General features: G+C 75.6%; 16 protein-coding genes and 1 pseudogene. 7 read left to right on the forward strand and 10 right to left on the reverse strand.

What is annotated here, in order from left to right:
- Nucleotides 1–87 precede the first annotated feature (87 nt).
- From ACQP0T_RS15225 to ACQP0T_RS15245, 5 genes and pseudogenes are all read left to right on the forward strand, one after another.
- Nucleotides 88–333 (forward strand): DUF2630 family protein, encoded by a 246-nt coding sequence (locus ACQP0T_RS15225; protein WP_433868664.1) that lies wholly within the window; start codon nt 88–90, stop codon nt 331–333.
- A gap of 99 nt (nt 334–432) precedes the next feature.
- Nucleotides 433–714: a metal-sensitive transcriptional regulator gene (locus ACQP0T_RS15230; RefSeq protein ID WP_345365863.1), complete on the forward strand. Its 282-nt coding sequence runs from the start codon at nt 433–435 to the stop codon at nt 712–714.
- Nucleotides 715–774: 60 nt separating this feature from the next.
- On the forward strand, nt 775–1,275 hold the full coding sequence (locus ACQP0T_RS15235; RefSeq protein ID WP_433868665.1) for a mycothiol transferase: 501 nt from the start codon (nt 775–777) through the stop codon (nt 1,273–1,275).
- 41 nt (nt 1,276–1,316) lie between these two features.
- Nucleotides 1,317–2,233: pseudogene (locus ACQP0T_RS15240) on the forward strand (ribonuclease Z).
- 51 nt (nt 2,234–2,284) lie between these two features.
- Nucleotides 2,285–2,767: a DUF1992 domain-containing protein gene (locus tag ACQP0T_RS15245; protein ID WP_433868666.1), complete on the forward strand. Its 483-nt coding sequence runs from the start codon at nt 2,285–2,287 to the stop codon at nt 2,765–2,767.
- Nucleotides 2,768–2,777: 10 nt separating this feature from the next.
- Here the strand turns inward: ACQP0T_RS15245 and ACQP0T_RS15250 are convergent, their stop codons facing one another.
- From ACQP0T_RS15250 to ACQP0T_RS15260, 3 genes are all read right to left on the reverse strand, one after another.
- Nucleotides 2,778–4,364: an FAD-binding protein gene (locus tag ACQP0T_RS15250; RefSeq protein ID WP_433873732.1), complete on the reverse strand. Its 1,587-nt coding sequence runs from the start codon at nt 4,362–4,364 to the stop codon at nt 2,778–2,780.
- On the reverse strand, nt 4,288–5,730 hold the full coding sequence (locus tag ACQP0T_RS15255) for a family 1 glycosylhydrolase (protein ID WP_433868667.1): 1,443 nt from the start codon (nt 5,728–5,730) through the stop codon (nt 4,288–4,290). Before ACQP0T_RS15255 ends, ACQP0T_RS15250 begins: the two co-directional genes overlap by 77 nt.
- A 63-nt stretch (nt 5,731–5,793) precedes the next feature.
- Complete coding sequence (locus ACQP0T_RS15260; protein ID WP_345365850.1) at nt 5,794–6,585, reverse strand: N-acyl homoserine lactonase family protein; 792 nt, start codon at nt 6,583–6,585, stop codon at nt 5,794–5,796.
- 197 nt (nt 6,586–6,782) lie between these two features.
- Here ACQP0T_RS15260 and ACQP0T_RS15265 point away from each other — a divergent pair, with 197 nt between their 5' ends.
- Both ACQP0T_RS15265 and ACQP0T_RS15270 read left to right on the forward strand, forming a co-directional pair.
- A complete protein-coding gene (locus ACQP0T_RS15265; RefSeq protein WP_433868668.1) occupies nt 6,783–7,727 on the forward strand; it encodes a DUF6895 family protein in 945 nt (314 codons plus the stop codon).
- Nucleotides 7,724–8,902: a cytochrome P450 gene (locus ACQP0T_RS15270; protein ID WP_433868669.1), complete on the forward strand. Its 1,179-nt coding sequence runs from the start codon at nt 7,724–7,726 to the stop codon at nt 8,900–8,902. The genes ACQP0T_RS15265 and ACQP0T_RS15270 overlap by 4 nt, the downstream gene beginning before the upstream one ends.
- Here ACQP0T_RS15270 and ACQP0T_RS15275 read toward each other — a convergent pair.
- The 7 genes from ACQP0T_RS15275 to ACQP0T_RS15305 all read right to left on the reverse strand — a co-directional run bounded on the left by ACQP0T_RS15275 (nt 8,835) and on the right by ACQP0T_RS15305 (nt 17,396).
- On the reverse strand, nt 8,835–9,209 hold the full coding sequence (locus tag ACQP0T_RS15275; protein ID WP_433868670.1) for a hypothetical protein: 375 nt from the start codon (nt 9,207–9,209) through the stop codon (nt 8,835–8,837). The genes ACQP0T_RS15270 and ACQP0T_RS15275 overlap by 68 nt on opposite strands.
- A gap of 473 nt (nt 9,210–9,682) precedes the next feature.
- On the reverse strand, nt 9,683–10,843 hold the full coding sequence (locus tag ACQP0T_RS15280) for a lanthionine synthetase LanC family protein (protein ID WP_433868671.1): 1,161 nt from the start codon (nt 10,841–10,843) through the stop codon (nt 9,683–9,685).
- Nucleotides 10,840–13,800 (reverse strand): thiopeptide-type bacteriocin biosynthesis protein, encoded by a 2,961-nt coding sequence (locus tag ACQP0T_RS15285; protein ID WP_433868672.1) that lies wholly within the window; start codon nt 13,798–13,800, stop codon nt 10,840–10,842. The genes ACQP0T_RS15280 and ACQP0T_RS15285 overlap by 4 nt, the downstream gene beginning before the upstream one ends.
- Nucleotides 13,797–14,726, reverse strand: coding sequence for an LLM class flavin-dependent oxidoreductase (locus ACQP0T_RS15290; protein ID WP_433868673.1), 930 nt, complete (start codon nt 14,724–14,726; stop codon nt 13,797–13,799). Before ACQP0T_RS15290 ends, ACQP0T_RS15285 begins: the two co-directional genes overlap by 4 nt.
- Before the next feature lie 87 nt (nt 14,727–14,813).
- A complete protein-coding gene (locus ACQP0T_RS15295) occupies nt 14,814–14,981 on the reverse strand; it encodes a hypothetical protein (RefSeq protein WP_345365836.1) in 168 nt (55 codons plus the stop codon).
- A 125-nt stretch (nt 14,982–15,106) separates the two neighbouring features.
- Nucleotides 15,107–15,274 (reverse strand): hypothetical protein, encoded by a 168-nt coding sequence (locus ACQP0T_RS15300; RefSeq protein WP_345365834.1) that lies wholly within the window; start codon nt 15,272–15,274, stop codon nt 15,107–15,109.
- A gap of 70 nt (nt 15,275–15,344) precedes the next feature.
- Entirely contained in the window at nt 15,345–17,396 is a 2,052-nt protein-coding gene (locus tag ACQP0T_RS15305; protein ID WP_433868674.1) for a sensor histidine kinase, read from the reverse strand.
- Between the last annotated feature and the right edge of the window lie 52 nt (nt 17,397–17,448).

Here is a 17,448-nt window from a genome sequence, read left to right on the forward strand (position 1 = left end):
GGGCACCGGCCGTGCACGTGCGGGCCACCACCGGGGCGGGGACACTGGCCGGGTCGCTGACCGACGCGGGGCGAGGAGTGCATTCGCATGGCCGAGGACGACATCTTCGAACGAATCGGCGCGCTGGTCGACGAGGAGCACCGGCTGCGCGAGGGCACCGAGCGCGGGCAGGTGGACCCCGCCACCGAGCAGGACCGGCTGGCGACCATCGAACGCCGGCTCGACCAGTGCTGGGACCTGCTCCGGCAGCGCCGGGCCCGCCAGGAGTTCGGCGCGGACCCGGACGCCGCGCAGCCCCGACCGGCCCACGAGGTGCAGAACTACCGCCAGTGAGCGCCCCCGGGACGTGGCCGAGACCGGTCTGATACCCCCTTGGGGTACAAAGGAGGTGGACCGGCGACGCGATGACCCGGCCTCCGGGCGGAGGGGACCATGCACGGCTACACCCATGACAAGGACGACTACGCCAAGCGGCTGCGGCGCATCGAAGGGCAGGTGCGCGGCCTGGCCAGGATGATCGACAACGACGAGTACTGCATCGACGTGCTCACCCAGGTCTCGGCCACCACGCGGGCGTTGCAGGCGGTCGCGCTCGGCCTGCTCGACGAGCACCTCAAGCACTGCGTCGCCGAGGCGATGAGCGAGGGCGGCGAGGACGCCGAGGCCAAGATCCGCGAAGCCAGCGACGCCATCGCCCGGCTGGTCAAGTCGTGAGGGCCCCCGCCTGCACGGCGGCGCGCTGCTGAGGATCGCCCCGCGTCCTATCGTGGGGCGATGACCGGTCCCGAAGTGCTCCTCGACGCGTTCAGCCGGATCCGCGAGACCGTGCACGAGGTCGTCGACGGGCTGTCCCCGCAGGACGTGGTGTTCCGGGTGGACCCGGAGGCGAACACGATCGCCTGGCTGGTGTGGCACCTGACCCGGGTGCAGGACGACCACGTCGCCGAACTCGCCGAGCAGGAGCAGGCCTGGGCGCGGTTCCACGAGCGCTTCGGCCTGCCCGCGGACGCCACCGGGTTCGGCGACTCCCCGGAGGACGTCGCCGCCGTGCGGGTGGACCGGGTGGCGCTGCTCACCGAGTACCACGACGCGGTGCACCAGCGCACCGCCGAGTACCTCGCCGGGATCACCGATGACGACCTGGACGAGGTCGTCGACCCCGCGTGGGACCCGCCGGTGACCGCCGGGGTGCGGTTGGTCAGCGTGGTCGGCGACGACATGCAGCACGTCGGCCAAGCCGCGTTCGTGCGCGGCGTGCTGGAGCGCGGCCACTGACCGACGCCGAGCACCGCTGGTGACCGGCTAGGGTGGCGGGCGTGTCGGGTCGCGAACTCGTGGTGCTGGGGACGGCGAGCCAGGTGCCGACCCGGCGGCGCAACCACAACGGGTACCTGCTGCGCTGGGACGGCGTGGGACTGCTGTTCGACCCGGGCGAGGGCACCCAGCGCCAGATGCGGTTCGCCGGGGTCAGCGCCCAGGACGTCCACCACCTGTGCCTGACGCACTTCCACGGCGACCACTGCCTCGGCGTCCCCGGCGTGATCCAGCGGATGTCCCTGGACCAGGTCGACCATCCGGTGCGGGCGCACTACCCGGCCGATGGCGAGCACTACTTCGAACGGCTGCGGCACGCCACGCCGTTCCAGGACGCGGCGGTGCTCGAGCAGTGCCCGGTGCGCGAGGACGGGCTGATCGCCACCGGGAGCTTCGGCGAGCTGCACGCCGCCCGCCTGGACCACCGGATCGAGACCTTCGGCTACCGGCTGGTGGAACCGGACGGGGTCCGGATGCTGCCGGACCGCTTGCGCAGCCGCGGCATCACCGGCCCCGGGTCGGCGAGCTGCGGCGCGCCGGGGAGCTCGTGGTCGACGGCGAGCGCGTCGCGCTGGCGGAGGTGAGCGCGCCGCGCCCGGGCCAGCGGTTCGCCTTCGTCATGGACACCCGGCTCTGCGATGCCGCGTTCGCCCTGGCCGAGGGCGCCGACCTGCTGGTGGTCGAGGCGACGTTCCTGGCCGAGGACGCCCGCCTCGCCGAGCAGTACCGGCACCTCACCGCCGCCCAGGCCGGGCGGATCGCCGCCGAGTCCGGGGTCCGCACGCTCGTGCTCACCCACTTCTCGCAGCGCTACCCCGACACCGCCCGGTTCCACGACGAAGCGGCGGCGGTGTTCGGCGGCGCGATCGTGGTCGCCGAGGACCTGATGCGGATCCCGGTGCCCGCCCGCGAGCGCTGACGTCCCCGCCGGATGCTCGCCCTCCGGGCCCCGGACCTGGATGATGGGGGCATGACCGAACGCAAGCCGCCCGAGGTCAGCTTCGAGTCCTGGATCGACAAGCAGATCCGGGAGGCGCAGGAGCGCGGCGACTTCGAGGACCTGCCCGGCGCGGGCAAGCCGCTGCCCCGCGGCGACGAGGGCGAGGCCTGGTGGATCAAGGGCTACCTGCGGCGGGAAGGTCTCTCCGGGGAGGCGCTGCTGCCGCCGTCGCTGCGGCTGCGCAAGGAGGTCCAGCGGTTGCCCGAGACGGTCTCCGGGCTGCCCACCGAACGGGCCGTCCGCGACGCGGTCGCCGAACTCAACCGCCGGATCGCCGAGCACCTGCGGGCGCCGTCCGGCCCGCCGGTGGTGATCGGCCCCGTCGACGCCGAGGAGGTCGTGCGCGGCTGGCGCGACGCCCGGCCGGTCCCGACCGCCCCGGCCGCCGCACCCGGCACCGAGCCCGCCCCGACCCGCGCGCCGTGGTGGCGGCGCGTGCTCGGGCGCCGCTGACCGCGGCGGATCAGCGGCCCGCCGCGTGCCGGGCCGCCAGGTGGCCGAACACCATCGCCGGGCCGATCGTCGCGCCCGGCCCGGCGTACTCGCGCCCCATCACCGACGCCGAGGTGTTCCCGGTGGCGTACAGGCCGGGCAGGGCCGCGCCCTCGGCATCCAGCACCCGGCCGTGCTCGTCGCAGACCAGCCCGCCTTTGGTGCCGAGGTCGCCGACCTCGATGCGGACCGCGTAGTACGGCGGCCGGTCGAGCACGTCCAGGTTCGGGTTCGGCAGCGTGGGATCGCCGTAGTAGTGGTCGTATGCGCTCTCGCCGCGCCCGAAATCGGTGTCCCGCCCGGCGCGGACCATGCCGTTGAACCGCGCCACGGTGCGGACCAGTTCCTCGGCGGGCACCCCGATCGACCTGGCCAGCGCCCCGAGGTCGGCGGCGCGGTGCACCACGCCGTCGCGGTGGTACCCGGCCGGGAAGGGACGTCCGGGCAGCACCCCGGCGAACGGGTAGCGGGCGCGGGCGGTCGCGTCCATCACGAACCAGGCGGGCAGGTTGCCGTCGGCGAGCTGGTCGTGCACGAAGTTGACGTAGGGCGCGGATTCGTTGGTGAAGCGGCACCCCGCCGACGAGACGATCAGCGACCGCGGCATCGCGCGCTCGGACACCAGCGGGAACAGCGAACCGCTCGGCTCGCGCACCGACGGCATCCACCACGCGTCGTCCATCAGGTCCAGCGCGCCCCCGTGCGCCGCCCCCGCCCGGATGCCGTCGCCGGTGTTCTCCCCCGCTCCGGCGCTGCGGTCCTCCCGGCCCCCTTCGGGCAGGTGCTCGGCGCGCATCGCGGGATCGTGCTCGAAGCCGCCGGTGGCCAGCAGCACGCCGCGGCGCCCGCGCAGCCGCACCGGTCGCCCGCCGGATTCGGCCTCGATCCCGGTCACCGCACCGCCCTCGGTGATCAGCCCGCGCATCGGCGTGCGCAGCCGCAGCGGCACCCCGGCATCGCGCAGCGCCAACCGCAGCCGCGCGGACAGGGCGCGCCCGCCGGTGGCCATGTGCCGCCGCCGCACCAGGTTGGAGGCGACCCGCCACGCCGCCACCGCCACGGCCCGACGGCCGCGCCAGGTGCGGGTGGCCATCGCCAGGTCGTGGTAGTCGGCGGCGGTCACCCACAGCCCGAGGGGCCCGGTCAGGGCGTGCGGCTGCTGGTCGCCCTCCAGCTCGCCGAGCACCCGGGTGTCCAGCGGCAGCGCCTCCACCGACCGCCCGCGCGGGCGACCGCCCTCGTACTCCGGGTGGTAGTCGGAGTAGCCCTCGACCCAGGTGAATTCCAGCCACCGGCTGCGCTCCAGCAGCGCCATCAGTTCCGGGCCCCGGTCGACGTAGGCGTCGATGCGGGCTTCGGGCACCCGGCCCTCGGTGAGCCGGCGCAGGTAGGCCCGGATCGAGTCGCGGCTGTCGTGCAGCCCGGCCGCCCGCAGCGTCGGGTTGTTCGGGATCCAGATCCCGCCGCCGGACAGCGCGGTGCTACCGCCGAAGTGCGGGGCCTTCTCGACGATCAGGGCGCTCATCCCGGCGTCGACCGCGGTCAGCGCGGCGGCCATCCCACCGCCACCGCTGCCCACCACCAGGAAGTCGACTTCGTGGTCCCACCCGGGCATGGCCAGCTCCGCTCCGCCGACGGCTGCCCGCCCTCCACGCGCGGCGAGCGAACGTGAATTCCTCTCGGGAAAGTAGCAGCGGGGCGGGCGGTCCGCTACCCGCCGGAGAGGCGGCGGAAGTCGTCGAGCGCCTCGGTGGCCCGCCGCAGCAAGCTCCCCCGCCGGGCTCCCGGTGCAGCCCGGCCAGCCCCATCCGGTTCATGAAGTCCTCCAGCGGCGCGGAGGACTCCCGGTAGCGCCACGCGACCATGTCCAGGAACGGGAACCAGGTGTAACCCACCACCGGCACGTCCTGGGCGCGCAGCTCCCGCACGCAGGCGACGCTGTCGGCCAGCCACTCCCGCCGCGCGGAGACGGTGTCGTCCCGGCTGGTCTCGGTCACCATCACGGGCAGCCGGTAGCGCTCCCAGTACAGCCGCAGCAGCTCCGCCAGCCCCGCCGTCCCGGCTTCGACCGGGTGGGTGCCGCCGTGCTCGTCGAACCCGGTGGTGCTGAAGGCCGGGTAGTAGTTGACGCCCACCACGTCGGGGATGACCGCGTGGTCGCGCACCCACGCCAGCCGGGCGTCGTCCCCGGTCGCGGCCGACAGCCACGCGGCGAGCGGGTGGCCGTCGCGCACCGCCCCGGTCACCAGGTCCAGGCCGAGGAACCGGCGGTGCTCCAGGAACTCCCGCCGACCGTGCTCCCCGGTGTAGCGCAACCCCGCGTCCACGTGCACGAACGACGCACCGGGGCGGACCTCGGCCAGCGCCTCCTGGGTTCGGCAGATCCCCTCGGCCAGCCGCAGCAGCACCGCGGCGAAACCGGTGTCGCCGCGCAGGTACGGCGGCCAGGCGCCCTCCTGCCCGCAGCGCTCGGCGTTGACCACCGGCTCGTTGAGCGGCGTCCACTCGTGCAGCACGTCGCCGTGCCGCTCGGCGAGGGCGACCGCGTACTCGGCGACCCGCTTCGGGTAGTCCGGGTGCAGGAAGGCGTTGTCCAGCCACAGCGGCGTGCCGTAGTGCACGAGGTCGACGATGCAGCCCACGCCGAGCTCGGCCAGCCGGGCCACCACCCGGTCCACCCAGTCCCACTCGAACCGGCCCGGTTCCGGCTCCACGCGGTACCAGGGCACGCCCCAGCGCAGCGATCCCGCGCCGGACTCGGCCACCAGCTCCAGGTCGTGCTCCCAGAACTGGTAGTGCTGGGTCAGCTCGTACTCGTCGAGCCGCCGATGCCCGGGGGACTCGTGCGGCACGAAGGTGTCCTCGATGCCGACCGCGAAACGCAGCGGCGCCGATCCGGCGTCCGCGTCAACCGATTCCGTCACGCGACCGGACGCTACGCATCCGCGACCGCACCGGCGGGACCGAGGCGCGGCGCGTCGGGCAGGTCAACCGATCCGGGCGGCGTTGCCGCCCAGCAGCTCCGGCCGGGCGCCGAACCGCTCCAGGGTCGTGGGATCGTGCCCGGTGACGAGGTGGCGGGCCCGCTGCCCCAGCAGCTCGCGCACGGTGTCGTAGCCGGCGTAGGTCCCGGGCAGGTCGGACACCGCGAGGAAGGGCATGTCCCGCTCCAGCTCCTCGTGGAAGTGCACCGCGTCGGAGGCCAGCAGCACGGTGCCCTCGGCGGTGTCGACCAGGACCACGAGCTGCCCCGGCGTGTGCCCGCCGACCTCCAGCACGGTCACCCCGGGCGCCGGCGAGTACCCGCTGGGCACGAACTCCAACCGGCCCGCCCGGCGCGCCTCGGCCAGGTGGGCGATCTCCGACTCCTCGGCGAAGTGCGCGAACAGCGGGCGGCGGGCCATCGCGGAGTTCCAGAACCGGTACTCGTTGCGCGACATCAGGATGCGGCTGCCGGACAGGGCGGGCAGGTTCCCGATGTGGTCCCAGTGCGCGTGCGTGACGATCACGTCGTGCCGCCCGGCCGGGTCGATGCCCAGCTCCCGCAGCGCGGCCACCGGATCGACCAGCGCGGTCCGCCCGCGCGCCGCGGCGACCGCCGCGTCGAACCCGGTGTCGACCAGGATGGTCCGCTCCCCACCCCGCACGACCCAGAAGAAGTAGTCGACGGTGAACGGCCCGTCCGGTTCGCCGTAGAGGTGGTGGTTGAGGAACACCTCGCCGCGCGTGACCTCGCGGGTTCCGCAGCGGACGATCGTCACCTCGTGCTGTCCGGCCATCGCTCCGTCGTACCGGTCGGCGGCGGATCGCGGCAATCCCCCGGCTGTCGCAGCGGGGTTCGTCGGTGGTCGATGGAGGATTGATTTCGACCTGCACTGAAGCCACAGTTTGACCTAACGCCATCTCGGCGCACGGCGTCGGCGCGGATCGATCAAGTTCCGCCGGGGAAGTGCCGAAAAAACAAGGGGGAAGGGGGATGCTGGTGCGGGGGACGACATCGCCGGGCAGCGGGACGACCGCACTGCTGGACCGCTCGATCGGCTGGCTGACCGAGCACCTCGACTGGTTCCGGCCCGCCACCTGGGACGCCCACTTCCCGCCGCGCGACTTCCCCGGCACCACCGCGCTGGAACTGCTGCTGCTGTGCCGGTCGCTGGGGCCGCGGCACCGGGACTTCACCGCGGCGGCGGCGGATCTGGCCGAGGAGGTGGTCGCCGACCCGGCCTTCCTCGACGGCCTGCGCGCCGCGGACGAGCAGTTCACCTACCACGCGTGGCTCGTCGGCCTGCTGCACCGGCTGGGTCGGCCGGTGCCCTGGTGGCGCGCGGAGATCACCCGGGTGCTCCGGCGCGGCGAGCCGTGGGACGCGCGGGCGCCGTGGCGCGACTTCCCGGCATGGCAGCTCGAACTGCGCTACGCCCTCGACCTCTGCGCGGTGGACTGCCGGTTGCCCGCGGTCCCGGACCTGTTCGCGCGCTGCGGGATCGCCGACCGCGACCCCGCGCTGGTCGACGACGAGACCGCCTACGAGATCACCCACGTGCTGTTCTACGCCACGGATTTCGGCCGCGCCCCGGTCCCGCTCGCCGACGAGGGCGCCCGCCGCCGCACCGGGCAGCTCGTCCTCGCGCTGGTGGAGCGCTACCGGCGCGAGGGCCACGTCGACCTGCTCGCCGAGCTGCTGCTGTGCGCCGCGCTGACGGAAGCGGGCGGTGCCGCGGCGACCGCCGAGGGCTGGCGCTGGTTGCTCGCGGCCCAGCACGAGCGCGGGACGCTGCCCGGGCCCCCGTTCAGCGAGGCGGTGCTGACCGAGCGCTCCGGCCTCGGCGCCACCTCCTACGTGTTCCGCACCTGCTACCACACGACGGTGGTGTCCGCGCTGGCCGCGGCCGCCCGCGATGGCGAGGAGATCCGGCCGTGACCACCTCCCGAGTGCCGCTGCCCACCACCCGCAGCGGCCCGTTCGACCCGCCGGCGGAGCTGGGCGCGCTGCGCGCCCGCACCCCGGTGGCCCCGCTGTCGTTCCCCGACGGCACCGCGGGTTGGTTGGTCACCGGGCACGAGCAGGTGCGCGCGGCGCTGCTGGACCCGCGGTTCAGTGCGCGCCAGGACATCCGGACCATGCCGCCGGGACAGCCCGCACCCCCGGCCGCCGCGCCGGGCTTCTTCGTCCGGATGGACCCGCCGGAGCACACCCGGTACCGCCGGATGCTGCAGGCGCAGTTCACCCCGCGCCGGATGGAGCTGCTGGCACCGCGGATCGAGCGCATCACCCAGGAGCACCTCGACGCCGTGGCCGACCACGGCCCGCCCGCCGACCTGGTGCCGGGCTTCGCGGTGCCGGTCCCGTCGCTGGTGATCTGCGAACTGCTCGGCGTGCCCTACCCCGACCGGGAGCTCTTCCAGCGGAGCACGGCCACCGCGCTGGACCTCACCGCCGGGCCCGACCAGGTCGGTGCCGCGCTGTCCGAGCTCAACGCCTACCTCGGCGAGCTCGTCGCGCGCACCCGCCGCGAACCCGGGGACCACCTGCTCGGCGACCTGGTCCGGGACGGCGACCTCACCGACGCCGAGCTCACCGCGATGGCCTTCCTGCTGCTCGTGGCCGGTCACGAGACCACGGCGAACATGCTCGCGCTGGGCGTGCTGGCGCTGCTGGCCCACCCCGACCAGCTCGCGGCGCTGCGCGCCGAACCGGCGCTGGCCGACGACGCGGTCGAGGAGCTGCTGCGCTACCTGACGATCATGCAGTTCGGCGCGATGCGGGTGGCGCTGGAGGACTTCGACTTCGGCGGCGCGCGGATCGCCGCGGGCGAGGCGGTGGTGCTGTCGCTGCCCGCCGCCAACCGCGACCCGGCCCGGTTCCGGAATCCCGAGGCGCTCGACCTGCGGACGCCGTCCGGCGGGCACTTCGCCTTCGGCCACGGGGCGCACCACTGCCTCGGGCACCAGCTGGCCCGCCTGGAGCTGCGGATCGGCTACACCGCGCTGCTGCGCCGGTTCCCGGAGCTGCGCCTGGCCGAACCGGTCACCGCGCTGCCGATGCGGCACGGCATGTCGATCTACGGCGTGTACCGCCTGCCGGTCGCGTGGTGACCTGGTTGCCCCGGGCGTGGTGCCACCGCCGCACGGCGTGCCCGGCCGCGCCGAGCTCCCGGTGCGCGACGGGTCGGCCCCCGTCGAGCACCGCGATGCGCTCCGCCGCGCCCGGCCGGTGCGCGACGACGAAGGTGGTGCGGGAGCGGGACACCCGCTCGGCGGCGGCCAGCACCACCGCCTCGCTCAGCGGGTCCGGCGCGGCCGTCGGCTCGTCCAGCAGCACGCCCGGATCGACGAGCTCGACCCGCGCCGGTGCGACGAGCTGCCGTTGCCCCGCGGCCAGCCGTCGCCCCCGCTCCCCCACCTCGTAGCCGAACCGCCGGGCGGTGCGGCGAGGGTCGGTAGCGCGCCGATCGCGCGCACCGCCGCCTGCACCTCCGCGCGGTCGGCCTCCGGGCGTCCGCGGCGGACGTCGTCCGCGACCGTGCCGGTACGCAGGTGGCATTCCTGCGGCACCGGGCCGATCCCGCCGCAGCACCCGGGCTCGCGCACGTCGACGCCTCCAACGGGACCTGCCCGGTGGTCGCGTCGTGGAACCTCGCGATCGGGTCGATCGCGTGGGCTCTCCCGAGCCGGTGCTCCCCACCGGCGCGCGGGTCGGCACGCGCGCGCAGGTCCACAGCGGATGGCGCGTACCCGGTCGCGCCCGGTGATCCGAACCCCGGTGATCGGAACCCCGGTGCGCGCAGCCGCGGCACCGGCCCGGCACGCGGTGGGAGCACCGCCGTCACCGGAGCGCGCGCGGCCAGCCGGGCCGCCCGGGTCGTGCGCACCCGGCTACCGGACCGGCGCGGCCAGCAGCAGTTGCTGCCAGCTCGGGGAACCACCGGTGGCGGCGTGCAGCAGGGCCAGCGCCACGCCCGCGTCGCCCTCCAGGAACGAGGCGTTGCGCACCATGCCGTCCGGGCTGAAGTAGGTCAGCGGCCCCTCGGCGCGCGCCTCGGCGAGCCAACCGGCCCAGCGGGCGGTGAACCTCTCCGCGTCGGCGCCGTGGTCGTCGCGGAGCCGCCGCCCGTACCAGCACAGCGCGGCGGCACCGTGGCACAGGCAGCCGTCGAGCACGCCGCAGTCCTGCGGGGCGCGGGCCAGCGTCCGGCGGCCGACTTCCTCGGCCAGCGCCGCGGTCCCGGCGTCCCCGGTCGCCTCGGCGGCCACCGACAACGCCAGCCCGATGCCCGGGTCGCCGGTGCACCAAGTCGCCCGGGACGGGACGTAGCGGGTCTCGACGCGGTGCGGGAAGACCGTGCCGCCGACATCGGCGCGGTGGCCCACCAGCCACCTCCGCGCCTCGTCGAGCAGCCACCGGGCCCGGGGACCGGGGGCGCCTCCGGTCAGCGCGGCCGAAGCGAGGTAGGACACCAGCCCGGCCGCCCCGTGCGCCGCGCCGAGGATGCGCGATCCGGCGGAGCCGTCGGCGCGGCGCGCCGGGGAGTCGGACAGCCGGAAGTACCGACCGGCGTCGTCCCGTTCGGTGCGGTCCTCGACCACGTCCAGCACCCCGGCGGTGATCCGGTCGCGGACCGCCGGATCGGGGTGCACGAGCCCGTAGACGCCGAGCCCGAGGGCGCCCATCGGCAGGTCGAGATCGTGCTCGGCGGGGAACGCCTCCAGCCAGCCCAGCACCGCGTCGTCGATCGGCCCGAGCCCGGTGGCGGTGGCACCCCGGGACCGGGCGAGCTGGATCGCGACCCAGCCGGCCTGCGCGGCGCCCCGGTAAAGCCACGGCCCCACGTCGGTCCCGGCGCGCAGCGCGGCCATCGCCTCCCGGAACGGGGTGCGCGCGTCGACGTCCTCGCCCAGCGCCGCGGTGAACTCCATCGCCGTCAGCGCCTGGTCGAGCAGCAGCGGGAACGTGGGCCGCTCCGCCACCTGCGCTGCGGCGTCGGCGTGCAACCGCCGCGCCAACCGCACCTGTTCCGCCACCACGACCGCCGTCATACCGCCGCGCCTCGCTCTCCGGATGTGTTGCCGTCCAAGGCGTTGCGCCGGCGCACCGCGCGGATCGCCAGCTCGTGGGCCAGGTATTCGAGCCGGACCGCGTCGAAGGCGAACATCCGGTTGCAGTGCAGGTGCAGCGCCGAGCCGAACACCGACCACGCGCGCCGTTCGGGCAACCGCTCGCGCACCGAGTCGGCCAGCCGGGACAGCGCCGCGTCGACCCGTTCGTCGGGGCAGGTTCCGGCGAGCAGCTCCTCGAGCCGGGCGCCGTGCGCGCGGGCGAACTTGCCGTGCCGATTTCCGGTGGGGGTGAACGCCACCCCGAGCCCGCCCTGGCAGCGGCGCAGGAACTCCAGCCGCCGGTCCGGGTCGGGGAACAACGCGCCGGTCCAGTGCAGGACGTCGGCGACGGTGCGGAACAACCGGCCCTCCTCGTCGCGGCCCCGGGCCAGCAGCGCCACCGCCCGTTCGCTGGAGGCGGTGAACAGCGATTCGGCGAGCGGGAGCCCGGTCTCCCCGCCGTAGCGGGCGATCTCCGGGACGTAGTCGCGCAGCACCGCCCGGGTGGCGAGTCCGGTGGCGCGCAGCCGCCGCCCGAACGCGTCCATCGCGGTGAGCACGCTCGGCCGGGCGGCTGGCGAGGTCGCCCGCATCCGGACCCGGACGTGGTAGCCGTCGTCCTGGTACCGCAGGAAGAACCAGTTCCCGACCAGGCCCTGCCCGCGCAGCTCCTCGGCGAGCGCGGCGGCGCGGTCGACGATCTCGTCCGAGGCGGCCTGCCCGGCGAAGTACTGGAAGTACACCCAGTTCGCCGCGCGCGCGGCCGCCGGCGCGGCGATGTCCACTTCGGACCGGGCGGTGCGGTGGACGGGCCCCAGCGGCACCACCGCCTCCGCGACGTGCCCGCCGGTCGGGCCGGTGACGGCGGGCGTCTCGACCTGCGGCAGTTCGACGAGCCGGAGGTGTTCGGCGGCGCCGTCCCGGCTCAGCGCGGCGAGCACCGAGCGGGAGGAGTCCAGGTCGATCGGCAACACGTGGTCGTGGCTGCCGGTACCGACCCAGCGCCGGTCCTCCGCCCCGCGCAGCAGCTTGCGCAGCCGCCCGGCCGGATCGCCCGCGGTGAGCACCTCCCGGATCTCCTCGCCGCGCAGCCGCCACTGCTCGGGGGCGACGATCACCCGCCCGCACACCACCCGCGGCAGGTGCGGCAGCCGGGCCAGCGGTCCCCACGACCACCCCGCGCCGCCGTCGGAGGCCAGGTGGCCGAGCACGGCGTAGAGCGGGTCGAGCCCGTGGAGGTCCACGTTGTGCGCGCTGTTGAGCTCCACCACGACCGGCCGCCCGGTGACCGAGTCGCGCAGCAGGAACTCGTCCCCGCGCAACCGCAGCAGCAGCCGGTCCGGCCGGAGGGTGCCGCCCGCGGCCCCGCCCAGCGCGATCGCGTCGGCCAGCAGCCTGGGCCGGATCAGCACGTTGCCGATCCGGCCACCGCCGTGGTGCACCAGTTCGGCGCGGATCGGTTCGCTCGCGGCACCCGGGACTTCGCCGCCCGGGTCTTCGCTGCCCGGGATTTCGCGTCGCAGGGCGTCGGCGAGCTCGGGGCGGTCCATCGCGAAGCGGGCCGACAGCGCGTGCGGGGACCGGCCGACCGCGCCGACCAGCACGCTGTGGAACGGGCCGCGCGCGTCGTCGAGCAGCAGTGCGAGCACCGCGCGGGACCGGGGGCGCTCGACCGGCGGGAGATCGGCGATGTCGACGTCCCCACCGTCGCGCATCCAGCGCTCCAGCACCCGCAACGGGGTCGCGGGCAGGTCCGGCGCCTCAGGTGCTGCTTCGGCCACCACCCCCGCCTCGTTGGCCAGCTCCGAGGTCCCGCGCTGCCACGTCCGCAGCACCCCGGATTCGAGGTCGACGGCCTCCAGCAGCGGCACCTCCGCGTCCTCGTAGCGGGCCCGGAACGCGGCGCGGAAGGCGGCGGGGTCCAGCGCGCCGGGAACCGGCCGACGGGCCCCCGGTTCGGCGCCCACAGCCTCCAGCCGCAGTGCGGCACCGCGCAGGTCCTCGGCGGTGGCATCGTCCAGCTCGGCCGCCGGGGCGCAGGTCCGCAACTGCACGTCGAACCGGGCGTTGGCGGCGATGCCGGCGAGCGCGGGCTCGGTCGCGGTCGCGGTGCGCCACGCCGTGCCGAGGCGCGCGACCAGCCCGGGCGCCGCGGGACGCTCACCGGTCTCGGCGAGCAGCGAGCGCAGCAGCGCCGCCCGCGGCGCGTCCCCGATCCGCTCCAGCAGGTCGAGCGCCCGCCGCGCCGGTTCGACGCCGGGTTCGATCAGGTCGGCCGCCGGGACCAGCAGCCCGCCCGCCACGACCGCGTCGAGGAACCCGGTCAGCTTCGCGGTGGGCAGGCCGGGGTGGCGGCCCCGCAACCGGGCGACGAGTTCCTCCCCCGGCGCGGCACCGCAGTCCAGCAGCTCCAGGACCTCCAGCAGCAGCGGGGTGGCCCGCATCTCCACCACCTCGGCGGTGGCGTCGCCGGGGCGGGCGAAGCGCAGGGACGGCCCGGCGATCCGCGCGCTGGGGTTGACCCGCAACGGCGTCCGCGCCGGGTCGGCCTCGGCCAGCGCGCGACCGACCAGCGCCTCCAGCGCCGCGACGTCGATCCGCACGCGCACCCGGTGCCGGTCGCCGAGCACCAGGTGCCTGCGCTGCCCGATGCGCACCGGCGCGGTCCCGGCGAACAGCCCGAACGGGGTCGCCCGGCCGCCCATCCTGGCGATGTAGCGCAGCGCGCTGGTGCGGGCGCGCGGCCGGTGCGCGGCGTCGCCGAGCAACTGCGGTCCGGCGGCCAGCGCGATCGCGTCGGCCACCTCCGGGGCGTCAATGCGGTCCTCGGCGATCAACCGGGCCGCGTCCTCGACGCTGAGCGCGGCGATCCGCAGCAGGCCGGTATGCGGGCTCATCGCGGACCTCCCCCGCACGCGGACCGCCGTGCTCCGGCGACGTGGGCGTGGATGTCCCGCAGCGCGCGGTGGTGGTCCCCGGCGTCGCGGGAGAGCTCGGTGAGCACCACTTCGTCGGCGCCGCTGCCGTCGAGCAACGCCTCGATCGTCGCGGCGCACTGCCGCGCGGTTCCGGCGCAGCCGACCGAGATCCCGGCGCGCAGGCCGTCGGTGCGGGCGGTGCGGGCGTCGTCGTTGGCGACCACCGCGACCGCGACCGCGGTGCGGCCGCCGGGGAATCCGGCGCGGTACCGCGCCAGGGTGCCGGCGCACGCGTCCAGGTCGGGGTTGAAGAACATCGCGTGGCAGTAGTGGAACTCCCACCGCGCGGCCAGTTCCGCGGAGCGGGTCCCGGCGCCGTGCATCCACATCTGGCAGGGCACCTCCAGCGGGTCGATCCAGTCGCAACCGCCGCGCAGCGCGGCCACCGCGGTGCCGATCGCCGCCTCGGTCGCGGCGTCGTCCTTGCGCTGCCCGGCCAGCGCGATGGCGGCCGGACCGGACACGTCACCTCGGCCGAAGCCGACGTCGAGCCGGTCCCCGGCGAAGGACCCGGCGGTGACCAGGTCCTCGGCGACCAGGTGCGGGTCGCGGACCCGCGCCAGGTTCACCGCCGTGCCGACCCTGATCCGCGTGGTGTGGCTGGCCAGCACGGCGGCCAGCAGGGCGGGATTGGTGCTCGGCACCCCGGTCCCGTGGTGCTCCGGGATCCAGAGCCTGCGGTAGCCGAGGTCCTCGGCCAGCAGCGTGCTGGCGAAGGCGGCGCGGCGTTTGAGCCGCACCGGCCGGTCGTCGTCGAGGTCGAGGTACTCCAGCACCCCCAGCGGCGGGGCCGCCGCCCACCACCCGGTGGGATCCGCCGACACCGCGGTCCTGCCTCCGAACACCACGGCACACCTCCTGGGACGGCGGTCGTGCGGCGGCCTCCCGAGCCACCGCACGCCGGTTCGCGCTTGCAGCGCCGGACGAGCTGATCAGCAGGAGATGGTGTTGTTGCTCGGGCAGGTCGTCCCCCAGCAGGTGGTGCCGAACGTCAGCACACCCTTGGCCTCGATGCCGTCGGCCGACAGCGCGCCGCCGCCGGGCGCGGCGAACGAGGTGGTGTCGACGTCGAGATCGAAGTCCTGAACCGGAGCGGACATGGCGGTACCTCCACGATCGAGGAGCGGCCCTCGGCTCGGAGGGCCGGTGCGACGAGCGCCCCACCGGCGGCGGGGCGGGTGGGCCCGCGCGCGGCGATCACCGGGCCGCCGCGCACGGGCCCGGCTCAGCAGGAGACGGTGTTGGCGCTCGGGCAGGGGGTGCCCCAGCAGGTGGTGCCGAAGGTGATCGGGCCCCTGGCCTCGATGCCGTCCTCGGACAACGCGCCGCCGCCGGGCGCGGCGAACGAGGTGGTGTCGACGTCGAGATCGAAGTCCTGAACCGGAGCGGACATGGCGGTACCTCCACGGTCGGATGAACCCGGCCTCTCAGCGAAAGGCCTTGTGCGTCAAGCAATTCCCAGATTAGGGACGACGGCGGCCGGAAACCTCGTCCCCGAGGACCATTTCCGGCTCCGCGGCGGCGGTGATCGGTTCCGGCTTCCTCCCTGCGGAGGAGCCGGAACGGAGGGGCAGCAGTGCGGTCACCCGCCACCCCGAGCCGCGCGGCCCGGCCCGCAACCGCCCGCCGACCAGCTCGACCCGCTCCCCCAGCCCGGCCAGGCCCTGCCCGCAGCCCGGGTCGGCCCGGTGGTGCCCGGCTACCGCCCCCGCGTCGGCGACCTCCACCAGCAGGTGCGCCGGGTGGTGCTCGACGCGGACCCGGGTGGCGGTGGGACCGGCGTGCCGGATCACGTTGCGCACCGCCTCCTGGACCACCCGGCAGCCCAGTTCGGCGCGGTCGCCCGCGGTCCGGCGCGGGTCCCCGGCCAGTTCCGCGCGGACCCGCGCCCCGAGGTCGCGCAGCGGACGCACCAGGTGTTCGAGCTCGATCCCGTCGAGGCGCGTCGGTCCGGTCGGCTCCGGCCCCAGGACGTCGAGCAGGCGCGGCAGCGCCCGCAGCGCCAGCTCCGCGCTGTCCTCGATCTCGCGCAGCGCCTCGTCGACGCCTTCCGGCCGGGACCCGGCCAGCGCCCGCGCCGCCCCGGCCTGCACCACCATGCCGGACACGTGGTGCGAGACCTGGTCGTGCACCTCGCAGGCCAGCCGGCTGCGCTCCCGCCGCAGCTCCTCGTGGATCCGGTGGTCCTGCTCGGCGCGTTCGGCGCTGTGCCGCGCCGCCCGGATCCGCCGGTGCACGTTCCCGGCGACGGCGAGCCCGCCGACCAGCAGCGCGCCGTAGAGCTGGCTGCCCGCGCCGGCCTCGTCCGCGGCACCGGCCAGGAAGGCGCTGCCCGCCATCCAGGCCAGCACCGCCGCACCGACGGCGGGCACCGACCTCGGGAGCCCCCGCGCGCCCACCGAATAGGCCAGCGCGAACCAGCAGAGGTGCCCCACCACGGAGTTCGCCGCCGCGGCCGGGCCCAGCGCCACCCCGGCGGTGGTGACCAGCAGCGCCGTCACGGGGAACCGGTTTCGCCAGCCCAGCGGGAGGATCTGCAGCAGCACCAGCGCGAGACCGATCGCCGTGTCCGGCAGGTGCGGGGTGGACGGCAGCGCGAACAGGGTGCTGATCACCAGCGCGTCGGCGGCCAGGCCCGGCGGGGCCGACAGGTGCAGCACGACCGCGGTGACCACCGCGCCGAGCATCACCAGCACGTCGTCGTGCGGCGAGCCCGGCGGTCGCTCGACGCGGCGGCGCTCCGGTCGAGGGGCCGGTGCGTCCGGGACGTCGGTGCGCAGCAGGCCGAGCATGCACCGCAGCGAGCTCAGCGCCGCGCCGCACTCCTGGTGCAACCCGCGCAGCGGCTCCGCGCCGGGCGGGCGGCCCCGGCGCAGCTCCGTCGTACCGGCGAGGATCCGGCGGACCTGCTTCTCGACGATCTCGTGCAGTTCGGCGCCGATGGTGGCGCGTTCGGCGGCCAGCGACCGGTGCAGCCGTTCCCGCTCGCCGTCGCGCCGCGCGCGCTGCTCCCGCTCGTCGGCGAGCCGGGTGCCGAAGCCCAGCGCCCACGCCGCCACCAGCTGGACCAGCCCGACGAGCACCCCGGTGGTGATGGCGTGCGCCGGGAAGCACGCCGCGAGCAGCACCGGCACCAGCAGTGCGGTGCCCGCCAGCACCGGCAGCGCGACGCGCGGCCCGCGGTAGCGGCCGACCGAGTGGATCAGGACCAGCCAGGCGAGCTCGCCCACGGGCATCCGCCACAGGTAGGTGAGCGGTTTGACGGCGAGGTGGGCGCTCAGCGCGAGCACCGGGTACCGCCGCGCCCACAGCACCGGCAGCGCTTCGGCCAGCGCGAGCACCGCCGCGGCACCCCACATCCCGCGCGGGACGAGCAGCACGCCGACCAGCCCGGCGTGGGCGAGCAGCCCGACCACCAGCCAGTGCCTCGGGGCGAACCGGAGCGCTCCCGGGGGCCACCGCCGCACCCCGGCCGTGGTGCTCCGCTCCCGCGACGCGGCGGCCCCGCTCGTCAACCGGCATCACCACCGGTGCGCCCCGGTCCGGAGGCGGCCCGCACGTCGTGGG

It is taken from the genome of Saccharopolyspora sp. CA-218241, assembly GCF_050954615.1.
GTDB classification, from domain to species: domain Bacteria; phylum Actinomycetota; class Actinomycetes; order Mycobacteriales; family Pseudonocardiaceae; genus Saccharopolyspora; species Saccharopolyspora cebuensis.

Coding starts and splice junctions, on each gene's coding strand:
- ACQP0T_RS15230 (WP_345365863.1), top strand. CDS start 433: ATGCACGGCTACACCCATGACAAGGACGACTACGCCAAGCGGCTGCGG.
- ACQP0T_RS15245 (WP_433868666.1), top strand. CDS start 2,285: ATGACCGAACGCAAGCCGCCCGAGGTCAGCTTCGAGTCCTGGATCGAC.
- ACQP0T_RS15250 (WP_433873732.1), bottom strand. CDS start 4,364: ATGGCCGCCGCGCTGACCGCGGTCGACGCCGGGATGAGCGCCCTGATC.
- ACQP0T_RS15260 (WP_345365850.1), bottom strand. CDS start 6,585: ATGGCCGGACAGCACGAGGTGACGATCGTCCGCTGCGGAACCCGCGAG.
- ACQP0T_RS15265 (WP_433868668.1), top strand. CDS start 6,783: ATGCTGGTGCGGGGGACGACATCGCCGGGCAGCGGGACGACCGCACTG.
- ACQP0T_RS15280 (WP_433868671.1), bottom strand. CDS start 10,843: ATGACGGCGGTCGTGGTGGCGGAACAGGTGCGGTTGGCGCGGCGGTTG.
- ACQP0T_RS15285 (WP_433868672.1), bottom strand. CDS start 13,800: ATGAGCCCGCATACCGGCCTGCTGCGGATCGCCGCGCTCAGCGTCGAG.
- ACQP0T_RS15225 (WP_433868664.1), top strand. CDS start 88: ATGGCCGAGGACGACATCTTCGAACGAATCGGCGCGCTGGTCGACGAG.
- ACQP0T_RS15235 (WP_433868665.1), top strand. CDS start 775: ATGACCGGTCCCGAAGTGCTCCTCGACGCGTTCAGCCGGATCCGCGAG.
- ACQP0T_RS15295 (WP_345365836.1), bottom strand. CDS start 14,981: ATGTCCGCTCCGGTTCAGGACTTCGATCTCGACGTCGACACCACCTCG.
- ACQP0T_RS15300 (WP_345365834.1), bottom strand. CDS start 15,274: ATGTCCGCTCCGGTTCAGGACTTCGATCTCGACGTCGACACCACCTCG.